Source organism: Aliarcobacter vitoriensis (genome assembly GCF_048320235.1).
Lineage (GTDB): Bacteria > Campylobacterota > Campylobacteria > Campylobacterales > Arcobacteraceae > Aliarcobacter > Aliarcobacter vitoriensis.
Map to the genome: position 1 here is coordinate 1,917,090 of NZ_CP182882.1, position 19,741 is coordinate 1,936,830.

Annotated in this window: 19 protein-coding genes; 11 read left to right on the forward strand and 8 right to left on the reverse strand. The window is 25.8% G+C overall.

The window, feature by feature from the left end; translation table 11 throughout:
• Positions 1-210: 210 nt before the first annotated feature.
• The 4 genes from ACNSOS_RS09530 to ACNSOS_RS09545 are packed head-to-tail and all read left to right on the forward strand — an operon-like array spanning position 211 to position 5,490.
• Positions 211-1,761 carry a 2-isopropylmalate synthase gene (locus ACNSOS_RS09530; RefSeq protein ID WP_113893632.1) on the forward strand — a complete coding sequence of 517 codons (1,551 nt, stop codon included), beginning with the start codon at positions 211-213 and terminating at the stop codon, positions 1,759-1,761.
• A 33-nt stretch (positions 1,762-1,794) separates the two neighbouring features.
• Positions 1,795-2,112 carry a thioredoxin family protein gene (locus ACNSOS_RS09535; RefSeq protein ID WP_418185101.1) on the forward strand — a complete coding sequence of 106 codons (318 nt, stop codon included), beginning with the start codon at positions 1,795-1,797 and terminating at the stop codon, positions 2,110-2,112.
• A gap of 1 nt (position 2,113) precedes the next feature.
• Entirely contained in the window at positions 2,114-2,536 is a 423-nt protein-coding gene (locus ACNSOS_RS09540) for a heme-binding domain-containing protein (RefSeq protein WP_418185102.1), read from the forward strand.
• Positions 2,533-5,490 (forward strand): MutS-related protein, encoded by a 2,958-nt coding sequence (locus tag ACNSOS_RS09545; protein WP_418185103.1) that lies wholly within the window; start codon positions 2,533-2,535, stop codon positions 5,488-5,490. Before ACNSOS_RS09540 ends, ACNSOS_RS09545 begins: the two co-directional genes overlap by 4 nt.
• Here ACNSOS_RS09545 and ACNSOS_RS09550 read toward each other — a convergent pair whose 3' ends face one another.
• The gene (locus ACNSOS_RS09550; protein WP_418185104.1) at positions 5,491-5,952 is read right to left on the reverse strand and encodes a hypothetical protein; all 462 of its coding nucleotides are present in this window, start codon (positions 5,950-5,952) and stop codon (positions 5,491-5,493) included. It abuts the gene before it with no gap.
• 222 nt (positions 5,953-6,174) lie between these two features.
• Between ACNSOS_RS09550 and ACNSOS_RS09555 the strand changes: the two genes are divergently transcribed.
• From ACNSOS_RS09555 to ACNSOS_RS09585, 7 genes are all read left to right on the forward strand, one after another.
• Positions 6,175-7,452, forward strand: coding sequence for a Wzz/FepE/Etk N-terminal domain-containing protein (locus ACNSOS_RS09555; protein WP_418185105.1), 1,278 nt, complete (start codon positions 6,175-6,177; stop codon positions 7,450-7,452).
• A 69-nt stretch (positions 7,453-7,521) separates the two neighbouring features.
• Positions 7,522-7,767 (forward strand): hypothetical protein, encoded by a 246-nt coding sequence (locus tag ACNSOS_RS09560; protein ID WP_418185106.1) that lies wholly within the window; start codon positions 7,522-7,524, stop codon positions 7,765-7,767.
• Positions 7,768-7,773: 6 nt separating this feature from the next.
• Positions 7,774-8,040 (forward strand): hypothetical protein, encoded by a 267-nt coding sequence (locus ACNSOS_RS09565; RefSeq protein WP_418185107.1) that lies wholly within the window; start codon positions 7,774-7,776, stop codon positions 8,038-8,040.
• 95 nt (positions 8,041-8,135) lie between these two features.
• Positions 8,136-8,885, forward strand: a complete 750-nt coding sequence (locus tag ACNSOS_RS09570) for a hypothetical protein (RefSeq protein WP_418185108.1) — start codon at positions 8,136-8,138, stop codon at positions 8,883-8,885.
• Positions 8,886-8,981: 96 nt separating this feature from the next.
• Positions 8,982-9,416 carry a hypothetical protein gene (locus ACNSOS_RS09575; RefSeq protein WP_418185109.1) on the forward strand — a complete coding sequence of 145 codons (435 nt, stop codon included), beginning with the start codon at positions 8,982-8,984 and terminating at the stop codon, positions 9,414-9,416.
• Between the two features lie 61 nt (positions 9,417-9,477).
• Positions 9,478-10,077 carry a MarC family protein gene (locus ACNSOS_RS09580; protein WP_113893642.1) on the forward strand — a complete coding sequence of 200 codons (600 nt, stop codon included), beginning with the start codon at positions 9,478-9,480 and terminating at the stop codon, positions 10,075-10,077.
• Between the two features lie 2 nt (positions 10,078-10,079).
• The gene (locus tag ACNSOS_RS09585; protein WP_418185110.1) at positions 10,080-10,682 is read left to right on the forward strand and encodes a hypothetical protein; all 603 of its coding nucleotides are present in this window, start codon (positions 10,080-10,082) and stop codon (positions 10,680-10,682) included.
• Positions 10,683-10,689: 7 nt separating this feature from the next.
• On the opposite strand, the gene ACNSOS_RS09590 is transcribed toward ACNSOS_RS09585, so the two are convergent.
• From ACNSOS_RS09590 to hisH, 7 genes are all read right to left on the reverse strand, one after another.
• On the reverse strand, positions 10,690-13,722 hold the full coding sequence (locus ACNSOS_RS09590; protein ID WP_418185111.1) for an efflux RND transporter permease subunit: 3,033 nt from the start codon (positions 13,720-13,722) through the stop codon (positions 10,690-10,692).
• A 1-nt stretch (position 13,723) separates the two neighbouring features.
• Complete coding sequence (locus tag ACNSOS_RS09595; RefSeq protein ID WP_418185112.1) at positions 13,724-14,416, reverse strand: efflux RND transporter periplasmic adaptor subunit; 693 nt, start codon at positions 14,414-14,416, stop codon at positions 13,724-13,726.
• Between the two features lies 1 nt (position 14,417).
• Positions 14,418-15,638 (reverse strand): TolC family protein, encoded by a 1,221-nt coding sequence (locus tag ACNSOS_RS09600; RefSeq protein WP_418185113.1) that lies wholly within the window; start codon positions 15,636-15,638, stop codon positions 14,418-14,420.
• 10 nt (positions 15,639-15,648) lie between these two features.
• Positions 15,649-16,245, reverse strand: a complete 597-nt coding sequence (locus ACNSOS_RS09605; protein WP_418185114.1) for a TetR/AcrR family transcriptional regulator — start codon at positions 16,243-16,245, stop codon at positions 15,649-15,651.
• 146 nt (positions 16,246-16,391) lie between these two features.
• Positions 16,392-18,248, reverse strand: coding sequence for a GGDEF domain-containing protein (locus ACNSOS_RS09610; protein ID WP_418185115.1), 1,857 nt, complete (start codon positions 18,246-18,248; stop codon positions 16,392-16,394).
• Positions 18,249-18,313: 65 nt separating this feature from the next.
• Positions 18,314-19,021 carry a 1-(5-phosphoribosyl)-5-[(5-phosphoribosylamino)methylideneamino]imidazole-4-carboxamide isomerase gene (gene hisA, locus ACNSOS_RS09615; RefSeq protein WP_418185116.1) on the reverse strand — a complete coding sequence of 236 codons (708 nt, stop codon included), beginning with the start codon at positions 19,019-19,021 and terminating at the stop codon, positions 18,314-18,316.
• Positions 19,022-19,127: 106 nt separating this feature from the next.
• Positions 19,128-19,733: an imidazole glycerol phosphate synthase subunit HisH gene (hisH, locus tag ACNSOS_RS09620; RefSeq protein ID WP_418185117.1), complete on the reverse strand. Its 606-nt coding sequence runs from the start codon at positions 19,731-19,733 to the stop codon at positions 19,128-19,130.
• Positions 19,734-19,741: the final 8 nt, after the last annotated feature.

Genomic DNA, 19,741 nt, shown 5'->3' on the forward strand with positions numbered 1-19,741 from the left:
AATATACTTTCAGAACTATTTATAAAAAGGGAGAGTAATATGAAAATATTTGATATTTTTAAAAGCAATTTCATTAAAAGTGTAAACTCTCTACTCCTCTTAAAACAATCACTCTAATTATAAATTTATAATTAAATATTCCAAAAATCTGTTTTTCTTTTTTTATTTAAAAAAAGATATAATCAAATGTTAAATTAAAAGGTAAATATTATGGATAAAAATAAAATTATTGTATTTGATACTACTTTAAGAGATGGAGAACAAAGCCCTGGTTGCTCTATGAATACTGATGAAAAGATAAAAGTTGCTTTACAGTTAGAGAAATTAGGAGTTGATGTAATAGAGGCTGGTTTTGCAGCAGCTAGTCCAGGTGATTTTGATGCAGTTAGTCAAATTGCACAAATTGTTAAAAATTCAACTATCTGTTCTTTAAGTAGAGCAATAGAAAATGATATAAAACAAGCAGGTTTAGCGGTACAAAAAGCAAATAAACATAGAATTCATACATTTATTGCAACAAGTCCTATTCATATGCAATATAAATTAAAAATGACACCAGATGAAGTTATAAAAAGAGCTGTAAGAGCTGTTGAATATGCTAAAACTTTTGTTGAAGATGTAGAGTTCTCTTGTGAAGATGCTGGAAGAAGTGAAATATCATTTTTAAAAGAAGTTATGGATGCAGTTATAAATGCAGGAGCAAAAACAATAAATTTACCAGATACAGTTGGATATAGATTGCCAACAGAGTTAGCTTCGATGATAAAAGAGTTGAGTGAATATGCAAAAGATAGAGCAATAATTTCAGTTCATAATCACAATGATTTAGGATTGGCAACAGCTAATACTTTAGCATCAGTTTTAAATGGTGCTAGACAAATAGAAGTTACTATAAATGGTTTAGGTGAACGAGCAGGAAATTCCGCTTTAGAAGAAGCTGTTATGGCTATAAAGGTACGAAAAGATATATTTGGAGATTTATATACAAATATTAATACACCTGAACTTTATGCAACTTCAAGATTAATTGCAACAATAACTGGAGTTGAACCACAACAAAATAAGGCAATTGTTGGTAAGAATGCTTTTGCACATGAAAGTGGTATCCATCAAGATGGTGTTTTAAAACATCAAGAAACTTATGAAATTATGAGACCTGAAGATGTTGGAGTTATTAAAGATAGCACATTGATTTTAGGAAAACATAGTGGAAGAGCAGCATTTAGAGATAAAATAGTTCAATTAGGTTTTGATAAAGTTAGTGATGATGAATTAAATGCGGCATTTGAAAGATTTAAAGTTTTAGCAGATAAGAAAAAAGATATAACAGATGATGATGTAAGAATGTTGATAACTGATGAAGCTTTAAATCATGATAAAATTTATGAATTAGTAGGTTTACAAATAAGCGACTGTTCAAGTGGTATGCCAATGGCAGCTGTATCTATAAAATATGAAGATAAAATTATAAAAGATGCTGGTTTAGGTGATGGAACAATGGATGCTATTTTTAAGACTATAGATAGAATCACTGGATATTCTGGCGAATTAAAAGATTATAAGGTTATATCTGTAAGTGAAGGTAAAGACTCTTTAGCAAAAGTTACAACAAGAGTTAGCTTTGAAAATAGCCAAGCTTTTGTAGGTCATGGATTGAGTATAGATACTATGCAAGCAACTGCAAATGCTTATATTGGAGCTTTAAATTCATACCTTTCTCAAAAAAATAGACTTACAAAAAACTGTGGACATCAGGTATAAAAAGATAGGTTAAATCCTATCTTTTAAATGATAATGCAAAAATATATTTTAAAAGATATAAAAAATATTTTAGAAGAGAATAAAGCGGTTTTACTATATTTTAGTGCAAATGATTGTTCTATTTGTAAAGTTTTGAAACCAAAAATAGAGCATAGTTTACAAAATAATTTTCCTTTAATGAAGACAATTTTTATTGAAGATAGTATGGAAATAAGTACATATTTTACTATTTTCTCAAATCCAATGATAGTAGTTTTTTTTGAAGGAAAAGAGTTTAAAAGATATGGTAGAAATATTAGTTTATCTTTATTTGAAGAAGATATAGAAAGATTATATAAGATGGTATTTTAATATGAAATTAGCAATAGGAATATTAGTTTTAGTGTTTGTAGCTATGCAGTTTATAAGACCAGAAAAGATTGAATATGAAAAGAATTCTATTTCTGAACTACAAGCACCAGAGAATATTAAAGAAATATTAGTAAAAGCTTGTTATGATTGTCATTCAAATCAAATAAATTATCCTTGGTACTCAAATATCGCTCCTTTTTCTTGGGTAGTTATAAATCATACAAACGAAGGTGTTAGAGCTTTAAATTTTTCTCAATGGGAAAATTATAATTATGTTGAAAAACAAGCAAAATTAAAAGCTATTTATAGAAGTGTATATTCTGCTATGCCACTTCCTGCATATACTTTAGTACATATTGAAGCTGATATTACAAAAGAAGAAAGAGAAATGGTTAGAAAATGGACTGGAGTTCGAGCACCGTGAGAGAAGAGGTTGCTGAACTTTTAGAAAATAGGGGTGAACTGCTTACTATTACGTATTTTAAACTTCAAAAATTATTTGAGAAAAAGTATGGTTCAAATGCTTTAGTTCTTATGGAAATAGGGACATTTTTTGAAGTTTATGAAGTAAACAACGATAAAGAAAAAATAGGAAAAGCAAAAGAGATAGCAGAACTTCTAAATATTCAACTAACAAGAAAAAATAAATCTATTTTAGAAAACTCAAGAGAGAATCCTATAATGGCTGGAGTTCCTGCTATTTCCCTTGAAAAACATTTGGCTAGAATAATAAATGAGCAAAAATATACTATTGCTATTATTAGACAAAAAGGACTTCCACCAAATGTAAGTAGATACTTAGATACAGTTGTAAGTCCAGGAACAAACTTTGATTTTGTTATTTCACAAGATGAAAATAACGTAACTTCACTTTTAATTGATCAAATAAGAGGAATATATCTTGTTGGTTATAGTGCTATTGATGTTACAACAGGAAAATGTTATTACAATGAAGTTCATGGAACTAGTGAAGATAAGTTTTTTGCACTTGATGAAGTATTTAATTATATGAATATGCACAAAACAAATGAAATAGTTGTAACTTTTGCAGATAAAAATATAAATCAAAAAGAGGTTCTTGATTATTTAGAACTTAGCCTTAAAACTTTTCATATAGGAAACTTTAGACCAAAAATCTCTTACCAAAATGAACTTTTTAAAAATGTCTTTAGTATAGAATCTCTTTTAACTTCTATTGAACATCTTGATATGGAAAGAGTTCCTTTAAGTACTGAATCACTTGCAGTTTTGATAGATTTTGTAATAGGACATGATTCAAACATCATTCAAAAACTTTCATATCCAGAAAAACTTGATATTAGTAAATATATATATTTAGGAAATAATGCTTTAGAGCAGTTAAATATAATAGAAACTACACATAATCCAAGTTTAATAAAACTTATAAATCATACTTCAACAGCTATGGGGAAAAGACTTCTAAAGGAGCGACTTACTCATCCAGTTAAAGATAGTAAAGAACTTCTTAGACGATATGCCTTATCAAAAGAGTTGTATGATTACCACGCTCCAATAGAAAATGAATTAGCAAATATTTATGATATTGAAAGATTAACAAGAAGAATAAAACTTAACCGACTTCATCCTTTTGAGTTAAACTATTTATATGATTCTTTGATAAGTATAAAAGAAGTTGTAACTTTTATGGAAAATTATAAGTTCATAACTCCACCTTGTAGTAGTGCTGATTTGGCTTTATTTATTCAATCTATTGATTCTACATTTGATTTGAATGTTAGTGGTAAATATATGCTAAAAGATGTTGATACAAATATGGTTAGTTTTGGAATCAACAGTCAAATTGATGAATTAAATAGTCAAAATGAGATTTTATATTCAAAACTTGAACTTTTAAGAAACCATATTTTAGCATCTATGAAAGTTGATGATTCAAACTTTGTGAGTATAAATCGACTTGATAAAGAAGGATTCTTTATATCTTTAACAAAAAGTAGGTTTAATCTAATAAAACAAGAGTTACTAAATTCTCATTTGATTGTTGATGATGAATTACATCTATTTAAAGATTTTAATATAAAAGTTCAGACAAATTCTGTAAAAATATTTTGTAAATTAACTGAAGATGTTTCGGATAAATATGTACATAATTTACGAAAAATTGTAGAGTTAAATAAACTTGTCTTTAGAGAAAAAATTCAAGAATTTGAGAAAAAATTTGCTGTTTTACTTCAAGAATTAGTTCAATTCATTGCTGAGGTTGATTTAACAGTTTCAAATATAAAAACAGCAAAAAAGTATAATTATACTTGTCCAAAAATAGTAAAAACAAAAGATGATGAAAACTTTTTAGAACTTATTGATTTAAGACATCCAATAATTGAAGCAAATGAGGAACAAGGAATTTATGTCCCAAATGATATTATTTTAGGCGAACTTAGTCTTGCATCAAAAGAGTATGAAGACAATATCATCATAAAAAATTCAAATCCAGTAAATATGTATAACAATAAAATGCACGGAGTTTTACTCTATGGGATAAATTCTTCTGGAAAATCTTCACTTATGAAAGCCATAGGAATTTGTGTAATACTTGCACAAGCAGGATTTTATGTACCTTGTAAAAGTATGAGATTTTCTATTTTTGATGCAGTTTATACAAGAATTAGTGGTGCTGATAATATCGCAAAAGGTCTGTCTTCTTTTGCAGTTGAGATGCTAGAACTTAAAAATATTTTCAATCGTGCTTCTAAAAACTCGCTTATTTTGGGAGATGAAATTTCTCATAGTACAGAAACTATGAGTGGATTGAGTATCGTTGCTAGTGCTATTTTAAAACTGGCAAAACTTGAAGCTTTGTTTGTTTTTGCTACACATCTACATCAGTTACCAGAAATTGAAGAGATACAAAAATTAAAAAATATTATCTCTTTACACTTATCAGTTTTTTATAAAGACGATGAAGATAAACTGATATTCGATAGAAAACTATCTTTTGGAAGTGGTTCTTCTATGTATGGTTTGGAATATGCTAAATCACTTCACATGGATAAAGAATTTTTAAGTGTTGCAAATGAAATAAGAAAAAAATTAACTGATGATTATAATCCACTAGAAAGATTATCTCAAAAGAAAACTTCAAAATACAACAACAATGTTTTTGCTTCAAATTGTGTGATTTGTGGAAAAGCTTGTGATGATGTTCATCATATAAAAGAACAAGCACGTGCAAATAAAGATGGATTTATAGGACATATAAATGCAAACCATAAATATAATCTTATTCCACTTTGTAAAGAACATCATAAAATGGTACACGATGGAACTATCAATATAAACGGTTTTGTAGCAACCTCTAAAGGTTTAGAGTTGCACTATACAAGTTTGGAAGAAAAATAGCTATTTTGTAAACTTCAAGGTCAAATCTTTGTAGTTTTTCAAAGTATTTTCTAACTCTTTTAAAAATATTTCAGGTGCATAAACTAATAGTTCATTTATCTTATCTATATTGTTTCTATTTATTTTATTATTAATATTTGTATTACTACATAAATGAGATTTTAAATACTCTTTTTCTTCACTTGAAGCGGTAGCCAAAATATGTTTTAAGTACATTTTTCTATTAGCAGAACTATCATCAAACAATAATTGTTCAGGTACTTCTAATACTTCAGCTATATAAGGAATCAACTCTATTTTTATACCAATTCTTCCATTTAAATATGCATAGATAGTATTTTCAGATGGTATTTCTCCTGTGTTCTTTAATTTTGGTTCAAGAGTTAAAAGCTTTTTAGAAAACTCTTTTTTTGATAACTTATTAATTTTTAGAAGCTGATTTATTCTTTCAAAAGTCTCCATAAATGTACTTATCCTATTTTTTTGTATCTATAGTACAAAAGTAAAGAATATATATGATACAATTTTTTCTTATTATTTGTATTATAAATACAAATTTAGGAAAATAGGGAAAATAAAATGGAAAAAAAACAAAAATTATATTTGTACGGAATGATATTTACAGCAAGTTTATTGATTGGAATACTATATTTTATATTCTCTACAAATTTATTAGGATAAAAAATGCAAGATAGATATTTACAAGAGGATGAAATAGATTTAAAAGAGTTATTTAAAATAATATGGAATAAAAAGCTTTTCATATCTATTTTTACTATATTTACAACTATTCTAGCAGGATTCTATATTTATAATAAAACACCAATATATGAAGTGAAATCTTATATTGAGATTGGGTATATAAACAATGAAATACTTGAAGATATAAATATTTTAGAGCAAAAATTAAAAGTTATATATTCAGTTGATGAAGCAAAGATTGGTGAAAATAGCTTTGAAAAAGGGATAGTAAGCTCTATAAAACAAATAAAAGGTGTAAAAAATCTTTTAGAAATAAAAACAGAAAGTTACTCAAATGAAAATGCTTTAGAAAGAAATAAAGAAATTTTAATATTTATTCAAAATTTATTTATTGAGAAAATAAAACAATATGAAATAGTTTTAAATAATAGTATTTTAGATACAAAAAGAGAGATAGATTTTATAAATAATATTGAGATAAAAAATATAAAATCACAAATAGAAATTTTAAAAGAACAAGAGTTAAAAAATATTGATAGGCAAATTGAGATTTTGAAAACACAAGATATTGAAAATATAAATAAAGAGATAAATTTATTGAAATCTCAAGAAATACCAAGCTTAAAAAAACAAATAGAGTTTTTTTCTAATTCAAAAATAAAATCGTTACAAGATAAAATTGATTACTACTCAAATAGCTTAAAAACTTATATTTTAGAACTAGATAAATTAAATAAAAATATAGATAAATCAGATAGTTCAATTTCTATGATAGCCTCTGTTCAAATGTTAAATTATCAAAATTTAATAACAAATGCACAAAATCAAATAAAAGATTTAGAACTACAAATTGAACTTATTCAAACTGAAACTATCCCAAAATTAAAATATAAATTAGAAAATATTACAACAATTCAAATCAGAGATTTAGAAAATAAAAAGAAAAATATTTCAAATGTAAATATAAAAGATTTACAAAATAAAAAATTAAATGTTTCAAATGAAACTATTAGAAAGCTTGAAGATAGAATAAATATTGAATTTCAAACTAAAATAACTCAATTAAACGAAAAAATAGATACTTTGAATTTTAAAAAATCTGAACAAAATCTTAGCAATTCAAAACTAGTAGGAAATTATATAGTAAATGATTACCCTATAAAACCAAAGAAAAATTTGGTTTTAGCAGTTTCCTTTGTAACTGGATTTATATTGTCAATATTTTTAGTGTTTATTTTTAATTTTATTAGAAAAGATTAATTAGTAAAATATTTAAGCTTAAGTTTATCTGGATAAAATATTTGTCAATTTTTAAAATAAGGAAAAATTATGGAAATTTTAGCAATAGCTTTATTATTTATAGGGCTTTTAGGAGCTAGTTTTTTGTGGAGTTTTAAAGAAGATAAATTCTTTAAAAAAGAAGCTAAAAGATGTTTAAATAATTTTTGTGAAGTAGATGAAAATTGGAATTCAAATGGCAAGGTCTACACAAAAGGCTTAGCAGTAATTGAAAAAGATAGTACAAAAGTATTTGTAAAACAAGCAAAAGTATGTGATATAGGTATTTTAAACTAATCATATATGAGTAAGGATATTTTAAATTGGTATGGATGGATACCAACAAATAGGGGTAAAATTTCTTTTGATTTTATAAATGTACCTGCATTTTTACAAAATGAAAATTCTGAAATAGATATAGAAAAAGACTCAATTAATATAAAAAATATAGATGTATCATATCTTTCAGATAGTTATATATTTAGAAAATTTATAAATAAATCAAAAGTTAAATCAACAGAACAAATAGCAACTGCAAACCTTAATTTTCAAAAAAAGCAGAAGGCATAGAGGGAAATATAGAGATTTGTTATAAAGATTTTACAGATATAAAAGCAAATTTTAATATAAAATCAAATGGTGAAGTAGAGTTTGAAAAATTAGAGTTGAAAGTAGAAATAGAAGATGATATATTATTTGAGATTAAAAAGTTACTTTATGTTCTTACAAAAACAATAGTTCATGGAGATGCACATCATCATCAAAAAATTGATATTGCTTTACCAATAATAGAAAAAACTTTTGACCCAAAAATAGTTTCAGAATCATTACTTGATTATATAAAATTAGCAGAAAAAAATACTAAAAACACAAAAGATTGCAACTCTTTATTTAGAAATGAAAATATAGTATATGAGATAGATGGTTATTTAGCATATTTTAAAAGCTTTACTTTATTATTTGAAGATAAAGAAATTAAAAAAGATTTTGAATTTGCTACTTCTGTTGTGTCTTCATTGAAAAGTACTGTTCAAAAAAGAAAAAATAAAACAGATTTTTATAATGGTTTATATACTGCTTTTTTTACTTTCTTGGGTATTTTGATATCTATAAATATACTTTTAAATGGATTTTGGAAAATAGAGCAAAATGATATAGTAGAATTTTTATCAGATACTAATAGGATAAATACTTTTTATATATCGTTAGTTATTATCTTAGCACTATTTTTTTCTTATACAAAATGTAAACTACAAAGTCTTATGTATTATAAATATTATGAAATATTTGAAATTCTTAAATTTATAAAATATTCATCTTTAAGTGATTTGTTAATACTAGGTAAAATAATTAAAATTTCTCCTATTTTATTAGTTTTTTGCTCAGTATTAATAATTCTTTATCAATGTTTTTAGTTTGTTAGGAAATAGTAATTACTAAAATATAATAAAAGACAAACTTAAATCATATTCTTATATAATCAACTCCATTAAAAGAAAAAAGGTAATAAATTGAGTAAATATTTGATTGTTTTTGATATGGATACAAACTGTTTAAAATCAAACTATCACAACAATAACTACAACAATGCTTACTATGATATAAATAAAATCTTATCAAAACATGGATTTGAAAATATTCAAGGAAGTGTTTATTTAGGTAAAGAAGGAATAAGTGAAGCTCATGGGACAATAGCTTTGCAAGAGCTAACAGCTACTTTTGATTGGTTTTATATGTGTGTTTCAAATGTCCGTTTTTTTCGTATAGAAAGCGATTTAGATGCTCAATTTATTTTAGATGGTGTTTATGCTGCAAAGCAGAAGTTTTTAAATAGAATAAATTCTTTGAAATTAAATCTACAAAAAGCAGGATTAACAGAAGAACAGATACAAAAAGTTTTAAAACAAGAAGAAAAAGAGTTATTGAAAATAGATAATATAGATTAAACACTCTTTCAAATTATAAAAGTTAAAATAAGCCCAAAATTAGTTTATTCTAGGAAAAAATATGGACTTTTTTATATCAACACTTTTAAAAATGTTTTTTATTATGACACCATTTTTTGTTCTTTCAGTATTTTTAACTATCACAAATGATGCAACACCAAGTGAAAAGAGAAAATTGGCAGTTAAGGTTACATTTTCAGTTATTGTTATATCTTTAGTTTTACTATTTTTTGGACAACACATCTTCAAAGTTTTTGGAATAACTCTTGATGCTTTTAAAATAGGAGCTGGGGCATTGTTATTTTTAACAGCAGTTGGGCTTATATATGGAAATAAAGATGGTCAAAAACCAACAGATAAAAATCTATCTGATTTAGCAGTTGTTCCTTTGGCTTTGCCTATTACTATTGGACCTGGAACTATTGGAGTTTTGCTTGTTATTGGAGCAGAATTTCATACTATTTCAAAACTTATTATTGGAAGTTTGGCTCTTTTATGTGCTATTTTGCTAATTGGAACGATGTTATATCTTTCAAGCATTATAGAAAAGTTTATAGGCAAAGATGGATTATTGATAATATCAAAAATAACTGGTCTTTTTTTGGCTGCATTATCAGCACAAATAATGTTTGATGGAATAAAAAGCTTTTTAGGATTATAGTTTTGTTAATAAACAATAAATTTCTAAAATACCTATCTTTTATTATTTCAACAATATTTTTATTGTATCTTTTTTATATAATTTATCAATCTTTTTTTGTAGTAAAAACAAGATTTACAGATATTGGAAAAGCAACTTATGTAAATCAAGTAAGAGTTGATGAATATACAAAAAATCTAGCTTTATTTCTTACAAAAGATTGTAAAAATGATAAAATATGTGAAGTTCAATCAATGCTTGATTTTGTTACAAGAATTCCATATAAAATAAATGATGGAATCGCAAAAAATCCAAGGAGAGTTGTTGAGCAAAATTTTGGCGATTGTGATGACAAATCAAATTTGCTTATTTCACTACTTAAAACAAAAGGTTATGAAGCTTATTTTGTTTTAGTTCCAGAACATATTTTTGTAATTATAAATCTTGAAGAAAATATAGATAAAAAAGCTTTATATGTAAATCATAAAAGATTTTATATTTTAGAATCAACAGCTACAAACTCAAAGATTGGTTTTCCTTTGAAATACCAATTTGAAGAGATTGAAGCTATTGTTGATCCTTTTATAAATAAAAAGTTAGTTGTATCAAAAATAGAGTACAAATAAATTTTATTTAAACTTTTTTATGAGTATAAATTTTTCTAATTTTATCATCAAGTGGAGCTAACAATCTATATAAAGCTGGAACTACAAATAAGCTTAAAATTGTAGATATTATCAACCCACTAATAACACTAATTGCCATAGGAGCTTTTATACTTGAACCTTCTCCAACAGAAATCGCAAGAGGAAGCATCCCTAAACACATAGAAATAGTTGTCATCAAAATAGGACGTAATCTTGATATTCCTGCTTGGATAATCGCTTCATCTAAAGCTATACTGTTTTGTCTATTTCTATTTGCTGCATCAACTATCAAAGTTGAATTCTTACCAACTAAACCTAGAAGTAAAAATAATCCCATCATACTAAATAAACTCATATTCATATTAGCTAAATAAAGTCCTAAAAATGCCCCTGTAAAACTAAGTGGCATAGCACTCATAATAATTATTGGTTGAAGTGGAGATTCATATAAAGAAGCAAGGATTAAATATATCATTATAATTGCAGCTATGATTGCAACACCAAAGGCAGTTGCTGTATCTTGCATATCTTTTGCATCACCTTCAAAAGTATAAGTAGTTCCATCTAAAAGCCATTTATCTTCATTTTCAACTACAAAACTTACTAAAGCATCTAATGCTAAGCCATTTGTTATATCACTTCCAACTGTAACTTGTTTTTGTCTATCATATCTTTTTATAACAGATACTAACTCTTTACTATTTATATTTACCAAACTTGATAGAGCAATAAGTTCTTCTTTATCATTTTTTACATTTAACTGATTTATCACATCTTTATTTGTTCTTAAATCATCAGATAATCTCATCACAATATCATACTCTTTACCATTTTTATTAAAATTACTTATTGCAATTTCCCCTGAATATGCCATGGCAATAACTCTTGCAATATCACTACTTTTTACTCCAAATTTTGAAGAATTTTGTTTTAGTATTTCTATAGAAACTTCAGTTTTTTTAGGTTGAATATTGTTTTGAATATTTGTTGTTCCTTCAATTGTTTTTAAATAATCTATTAGTTTTTTTGCTGATTGTTCAGCAAGTTTTGAATCACTTGCTTTTAATATAAGTTGAAAAGGAGTCATAATCTCAGCACCTGAATTCATATCATCAGTTTCATTTACATTTATCTCTATATTTTTGAATATTTTTGATTTTTTTCTAATCTCTTCCATTATTTGATGTTGGTTTTTAGTTCTTTTTTCAATTGGAATCAACCTTACATAAATAGAACTTTCATAGATATTTCCATTTAATCCAATAGTCAAAGAAGAGTAATCAACTTCATTTATTGAAAGCAATTCTTCTTGGATATTGATTGCAGTTTTCTTCATCTCATCCATTGAAATATCTGCATTTGCTTTGATAGAGATAGAAAATTGGCTTCTATCTTCTTTTGGCATAAAAACCATTCCTAAATTTGAAGATAAAATTATCGAAATTACAAATATTACAAATGCGCCAAGTAAAGTTGTAAGTTTGAAATTTATAGCTTTTGTTAAAAGATTTTTATAAATTCTATCCATTGATAAGAAAATTGATTCTGTCATCAAATAAAATTTTGAGTGTTTAGGATTTACCAAAAGTGAACTAATCATAGGAATAACAGTAATTGCAATAATATATGAGATTATTACAGAAGCTACGATTGTTATACCAAAACTTTTGAAAAATTTACCTACAATTCCACTCATATTTGCAATAGGAATAAAAATGGCTAAAAGCATAGCTGAAATTGCTAAAATAGAAAAAGATATCTCTTTTACTCCTTCAAGTGATGCTTCATATCGACTTTTACCTAATTCTAATTTTTTATAGATATTTTCTATTACAACTATTGCATCATCGATGATAATTCCTATTGATAAAGTTAAGGCTGTAAGAGTCAAAATATTTAAAGTTTGGTCGCTCCAACCCATAACTGCTAAAACACCTAATATTGACACAGGAAGAGAAATAGCTGCAATGATTGTAAAAGTGAAATTTCTTAAAAATACAAATACTATTAAAGAAGCTAAAAAACAACCTAAAATTAAGTCAAATTGAACACTTTTATAAGTTGATTCGATAAATGTTGTAGTATCAAATAATAAATTTATGTCAAAATCACTTGATAACTCTTTTATATAAGGGATTTTTTCTTTTACTACTTTTGCAATATTTACTTCATTTGCTCCAGAGATTTTTTTTACTTGTAGTAAAACACCTTTTTGAGTATTGTAGTTTGCAAAAGTTCTTTCATCTTTTATTGTTTCTTCAACTATTGCAACATCTTTGAGTCTTATTCCATCTTTTATTTTTATATTTTCAAGCTCTTCTACATTTATAGCATCTGAATCGATAGAAATATTCCATTCTTTTTCATTTTGGATTACTCTTCCACCATCCTTTTTGATATTTTCTTCATCTATTTTTGAAGCTAGATTATTTAAATCAAGATTATATTTACTCAAAAGAGTTGTATCTGGATAGATTTTGATTACTTTATCTCTAAAACCTGCAATATCAACTTCTCCAACTCCTTCGATACTTTGTAAAATTGGTTTTACTACTTCATTTGCATGAAGCATTAAAGAATCAAGATTATCAAGTTTTGTTGATAAGAAAAGTGTGATTATTGGAGCAGAACTACTTGAAAATTTTTCGATTATAGGTTTATTTGCTTCAATTGGTAAAACAACAGTTGATACTTTATCTCTTACATCATTTGCTGCTTCTTCCACTGGTTTACTTAACTCAAATTGTGCAATTACGATTGATTGGTTTTTTGAAGTATCTGACCTTATAATATCAATTCCTGAAATACCACTTATTGCTTCTTCTATTTTATCAGTTATTTTACTTTCAATAATTTCAGTTGAACCTTGATCGTAAGTTGTAACTATGCTAACAACAGGATAATCAACATTTGGTAAAAAGGCAATTGGCATTTTTTGCATTTGAGTGTATCCAAAGAAAACTAGAGCAAATACAAACATTAAAGTTGTAATTGGTCTTGAAATGGCAAGTTTGTACATCTTAGTTTCCTTTTATTATTGAACCATCGCCAAAATTACCAACTTTTAAATCAACTCCAAAAGCTTCTGCATTTAGCTTTTTTTCATTATTTAAAGTAGGGTAAACTTTGTAAATTTCAACACAAGTTTTGTTTTCTTCTTTATTTGAATTTATACAAAATAGATCACCAGCTTTTACATCTTGAGCGAATTTTGAATCAAATGCTAATAAAAGTTTTTTTTCATTTGAAACAAGTTTTAATAAAGCTTTTTCATTATTACTTGACATATCACCAACTTCTATATTCTTTTCAGAAATTACACCAGAAAATGGAGCAATGATTTTCATCTTTGAAAGTTTTGCTTCATTTAGATTTATCAAATCTTTTGCACTTTTTAACTCTGATTCCAATTTATCTAAGCTATTTTTATCAAAAACTTCTGCACTTTTTTTATATCTTTCATATTGAGTTAATAAAAATTTATATTCATTTTTTGATATTTCAAGGTTTGCTTTTTCTTCTGAATCATTTAGTGAAAGTAAAACTTCACCTTTTTTTACTTGTTTTCCTATATCTGTATTTATTTTAGAAACAATTCCAGATGTAGAAACATTTAAAGAGGCTTCATTTAATGCTTTTACTTCATAAGTTGCATAAACATCAGCAAATAAAATATTTGTTAGAAGGATTGTTATAAGTTGTATTTTTTTCATTTTATTCCTTTATAAGTGTTAATAAATCAATTCCAAGAGCAAAAGCAAGATTTGCTTTTTTTAGTTCAATATCATTTTGGGCTAAAATTACTCTATAATTTGCATCTTGTTTTTTTGTAAGTTCAGTTAAATATTCAGTATAACTTATCAAATTTGCATCAAATCTTTTTTTACTAAAATCATAAGTTGTATTAGTAGCTTCAAGTGCTGCTATTGCACTATCTAATTTAACTTTTGAAGATTCTAGTGATTTTAAAGCAAGTTTTCGTTCTATTTGGATAGATTTTTCTTTATATTCAATCTCTTTATTTAAGGCTAAAGTCTCTAATTGGCTAGCTTCTTTATCTTTTGATATTTTTCCAAAATCAAAGATAGGAATATTGATTTGTAAAGATATTTGATTATTTAATTTATCATTATATATTTCATCATAATCTAAATATTTTTGTTTTTTCAAAGAGTTATTTATTGAAATTGTTGGTAAATAATTATGCATTTTTTCATTGTATTTCAAACTTTGTGCTTCAAGCTTTTTTGCTTCAATATCATATCTTTGTTCTTCTTTATAGATTGGCTCCAATAATTTGTCATCATCTTTTGGCAAGATATCAAGTCCTGTTAAAAGAGATAGTTGTAAAATGGCATTTTCTAAATCAATTTTTAGTGTTTCAATATCATATAAAGACTCTTTTTTAGAAGCAATTAAAGCTTGAAGTTTATCTTTTGTTGCGAGGTCATTTTTCACTAAAATTTCAGATTTTCTGATTTGTTCGTCTAGCTCATTTATTTTATAATTTAAAACTTCAATAGCAGACTTGCTATTTTGAAAAGAAAAATACTCTCTTATAACATCTAACATAATCTCTTGTTTTAAGTATTGAGTATTTAATTTTTGTGATTCGTGTAAACTTTTTTTAGCTAATTTATTGTTTATTATTCTTCCACCATCATATAAAGTATATGATGCTTTTAATTCTCCATATAAAATATCTTCTGGCTCATGTTCTAAAACTTTTGAATTATTTTCATAAGCACCAATTAGATTTAAAGTTGGAAAATTATCTTTAGATGCAGATTCGTACTGCTTTTTAGCCATTTGTTGTAAAGCTTGTTGGGCTTGATAGTTTTCATTTGTTACTTCTATACTATTTAGAAGTTCTTTTAGTGAAACAGCGTATAAAGAAGTCGATATTAGAAAAAATATCAATATATTTTTTAACATAAAAATCCTTTTATTTTTTTAATTGATTTGTAGTTTGGATTAAATAGTCTGTAACAGTTTTTTTCAAATTGTAATTACTCAATATCAAAGAGTGATAGTACATACCATCAACTGTTGCAAGAATTATTTTTATAGATTCTTTTGAATCCTCTTTTAAAAAACCTTTTTTTATTTCATCATCAAAAATATCTTCTATTATTTTGTACATATCAGAAAATGTACTTTCATAGCTTTTCATCTCTTCTTTATATTTTGGATGAAGATATAAGTGTATTGATTCAAACATAATTTTTCTTGCATCAATAAATATTTTTTCTTTATCATTCAAAATAAAAGCAAAGTATTCAAATAATTTCTCTAAAAAATCATTTTCTTTTAAAATATTTTCTTTGATTATTTTTGTAAATTCAAGCTCTTTTATTTTTAAAGTTTCAAATATAAGTTTCTCTTTTGATTTAAAATAGTAATAAAATTGTCCCTTTGACATATTTAAATATTCTATGAATTTATTTAAAGAAAATTCAGCAACTCCTTCTTCAATGAATCTTTCATAAGCTAAAGTACATATTTCTAATCTTTTTTCATCAGAATTGATAATTTTTGGCATTTTATAACCTCTTTGTATAGACTGATAGTTTTTTAAACTAGTGGTCTAATAGTAAGTTAAAAAAGCTTAATAAAGAATTAATTAACAATATCATTTTTATTTTTGATTTTAACATATAAAGATTTGTAGATAAAAATCTACAAATCTTAGTAGTCTATTTTTTCACCATTTTTAAGAATATCTTTAGAAAATCTTACAACTTTATTTCTTCCTGTATCTTTTGCTTCATACAAAGATATATCAGCATATTTTATACATTTCCAAAATTGTTCTGTATCTGCTGGGAAGAATGAGTAACCTATACTTACAGTTTTATTGAAAGTATCATTTCCATAATTAAATACTATTTTTGAGAACTCTTTATTTATTCTTAGTGCTAACTCTTTTGCACTATCTTCTGTTGGATTTCTCATCAAAATTAAGAATTCCTCTCCACCATATCTTATTATGCATTCATCTTTACTTATTAATTTTTTCATAGTAACGGCAAGTTTTCTTAAAATATCATCACCTACATCGTGACCATAAGTATCATTTACCATTTTGAAATAGTCAATATCTAAAAACATAATAGCAAATGTTACTCCATCTTTTACATCAATAGGAAGCTGTCTATCTATAAATTCATCTAAATATTTTCTATTGTAAAGCCCTGTTAAAGCATCTGTTAGATTTTTATGTCTTAAAACATCCATTAAAATTTTACTTTCTAAAATAGGTTTTGTCTCTTCAAGATATTTTTTGATAATTCCTATTTTATATTTCAAATCCTGCATCTCTTCACTATTTTTGACAACTATATGAATTACTAAATTTACTTGTTCATTTATAGGAAATGGAATACAAATATGTTGTTCTTTATCTTTACAATTTGCAATTCTACAAATTTTAGGAAAATTATTTGAAGTTACAATACTATTTAATCGTTCTGCTCTACAAGCTTCTTTTATATTTTTATCCAAGCTGCAACAAGGTTTTGTATCTTTTGAAGAGTATATAGTTCTTCTTTCATCTTTTATTAAATTTGTTTCAAATATAAAGAAATTTTTAATAAAAAGTTTATCTTTTAAGACCAAAATTAATCTGTTATATATATCATCAATAGTTAAGTCATTTTCAATAGTTTTTTTGTAGTGATAAATTTCACTAATATCTTCTATTATTTCTTTTGCTGTTATTAATTTATCATGGTTTATATTTGAAGCACGATTATGAACAAATGATGTCAGATTCTTTTCAATTCCTGTTAATACAGTTTCTAATTTATCTATAAGCTCGTTTAACCAATTTGAAGCTTCTTTATCTTCTTTGAGAACACCATCTTTTGCACGAACTGAATAATCACCTTCATGGACTTTTTTTAGAACTTCTGTAATCTGATCAAAAGAACTAGTATATGGAGTTATTTTTTTTCTTAGGAATATTAAAATTATTACAAAAAATACTGTTATTGTAGCAATTACATATAGAAGGACCACTATATTTGAGCTTCTATCTTCATTTATATCAAATACTAAAGATATAGCACCTAAAACTTCCCCTTCTTGTGCATTATGACATGATAAACAGTTTGGTTTATCAAGTGATGAAGCTGTATATGGAATAGTAATTCTTAAATTTGCATTGAATAAAGATTCATCTATTACAATTTTTTCTTTACCACTATTTAAGACTTCCATATCTATATTGTCTTTAGGATTTTCATTAGCTAAATGAGATTCTCCAAATTGTTCTCTTATGCTTTTAGACCTAACCAACCACAAAGATTTTACATCATCTAGTTGGCTTATACTATTTAGGAAAACATCCCTTTGGTGCATATTTCCATTTATCATATGTGAAGTGAGAGATTTTTTAACAATATCTGCTGTTAAGTGAGCTTTTTTCTTAACATTTTCATATCCAGTTTCTCGCGAACCAATAGCAACTAATACAACAATTATAGTTGTTAAAAGTGCTATTAAAGAGAATATTATTAGAGTTATTTTTTGATTAGAACTCATATTAAGCCTTGTGCAAAGTTTATGACTATCATTTTACCAAAAAATTATTTATTTTTTATGTAAATTTACAAAATTTTAAAAGCCTCTTCAAGGTTTATTGTTCCTTCATAAAATGCTTTTCCTACAATTACTCCAGCAATATTTCCATTTTTTTTACAATTTTTTATATCCTCAATATCTTTTACTCCACCACTTGCTATTGTTTCAATACCTGAAGCAAGTGCAATACTTTGCGTAAACTCAACATTTACTCCACAAAGCATTCCATCTTTGCTTATATCTGTACAAATAATTGCTTGAACTCCTGCATTTGCGAACTCAAGTGCCAAAGTAGTAGCTTTCATAGTAGAAACTTCTGCCCAACCTTCAACTGCAACCATTCCATCAATAGCATCTATTCCAACAGCTATTGGATGCTTTTTTGCCATATCCTTTACAAATTGTGGATTTTTAACGGCAATTGAACCAAGAATTAATCTATCAACTCCAAGTTCTAAATACATTTGAATAGTTTCTTCATCTCTTATTCCACCACCAAGTTCTATTTTTAAGTTACAATTTTCTCTTATTTTTCTTATTTGATCTAAATTTGCTGGTTTTCCTTCAAAAGCTCCATTTAAATCAACTATATGAACCCATTTTGAACCTAACTCTTCAAATCTTTTAGCAACCATCCAAGGTTCATCAGAATAAATTTTTGCACTATCCATAAGACCTTTGCTAAGTCTTACAGCCTTTCCATCTTTTAAATCAATCGCTGGTAATATATCCATAATTTCTCCTTTTTTAATAGTTCCTATTTAAAAAGGAACTTTTTCTTAATTACTACTTTTAGCAGGAACTCTTTTGCTTTAGCACAAGAGAACAAAGCCTTTTATGTCATAATGTTATAAAATTTTCTAAAATTTTAAGGCCGTTATTATGAGATTTTTCAGGGTGTGGTTGAAATCCAAAAATATTATCTTTGTTTACAGCACTTGTAAACTCATAACCATAATTTGTAGTTCCTATTATATTTTCTTTACTTGTAACTGCATGATAAGAGTGTACAAAATATAAATAAGGGTCTTTTAAACCTTTAAAAAGTTTATTTTCTTTATTTAATATTTTATTCCAACCCATATGAGGTATTTTTAAATCTTCACTCATTTTTAATTTATCAAATTTTATAACTTTCCCATCAATAAGACCTAAACCTTCAGTAAATCCAAACTCTTCGGAGCTTTCAAACAATAGTTGCATCCCAAGACAAATTCCAATCATTGGTTTTCCACTTTTTGCAAAATCTAAAATAGCACTTTTTAAATCATTGCTATTTAGGTGTTCCATTGCATCTTTATATGCTCCAACACCTGGTAGAATCAATCTTGATAGATTTTTGATATCATTGGCATCTTTTACTATTTTTACATCAGTTGTAAACTTTGAACAGGCGTTATAAACACTTGCCAAATTTCCCATATTATAATCAATAATTCCTAGCATAAATAAGT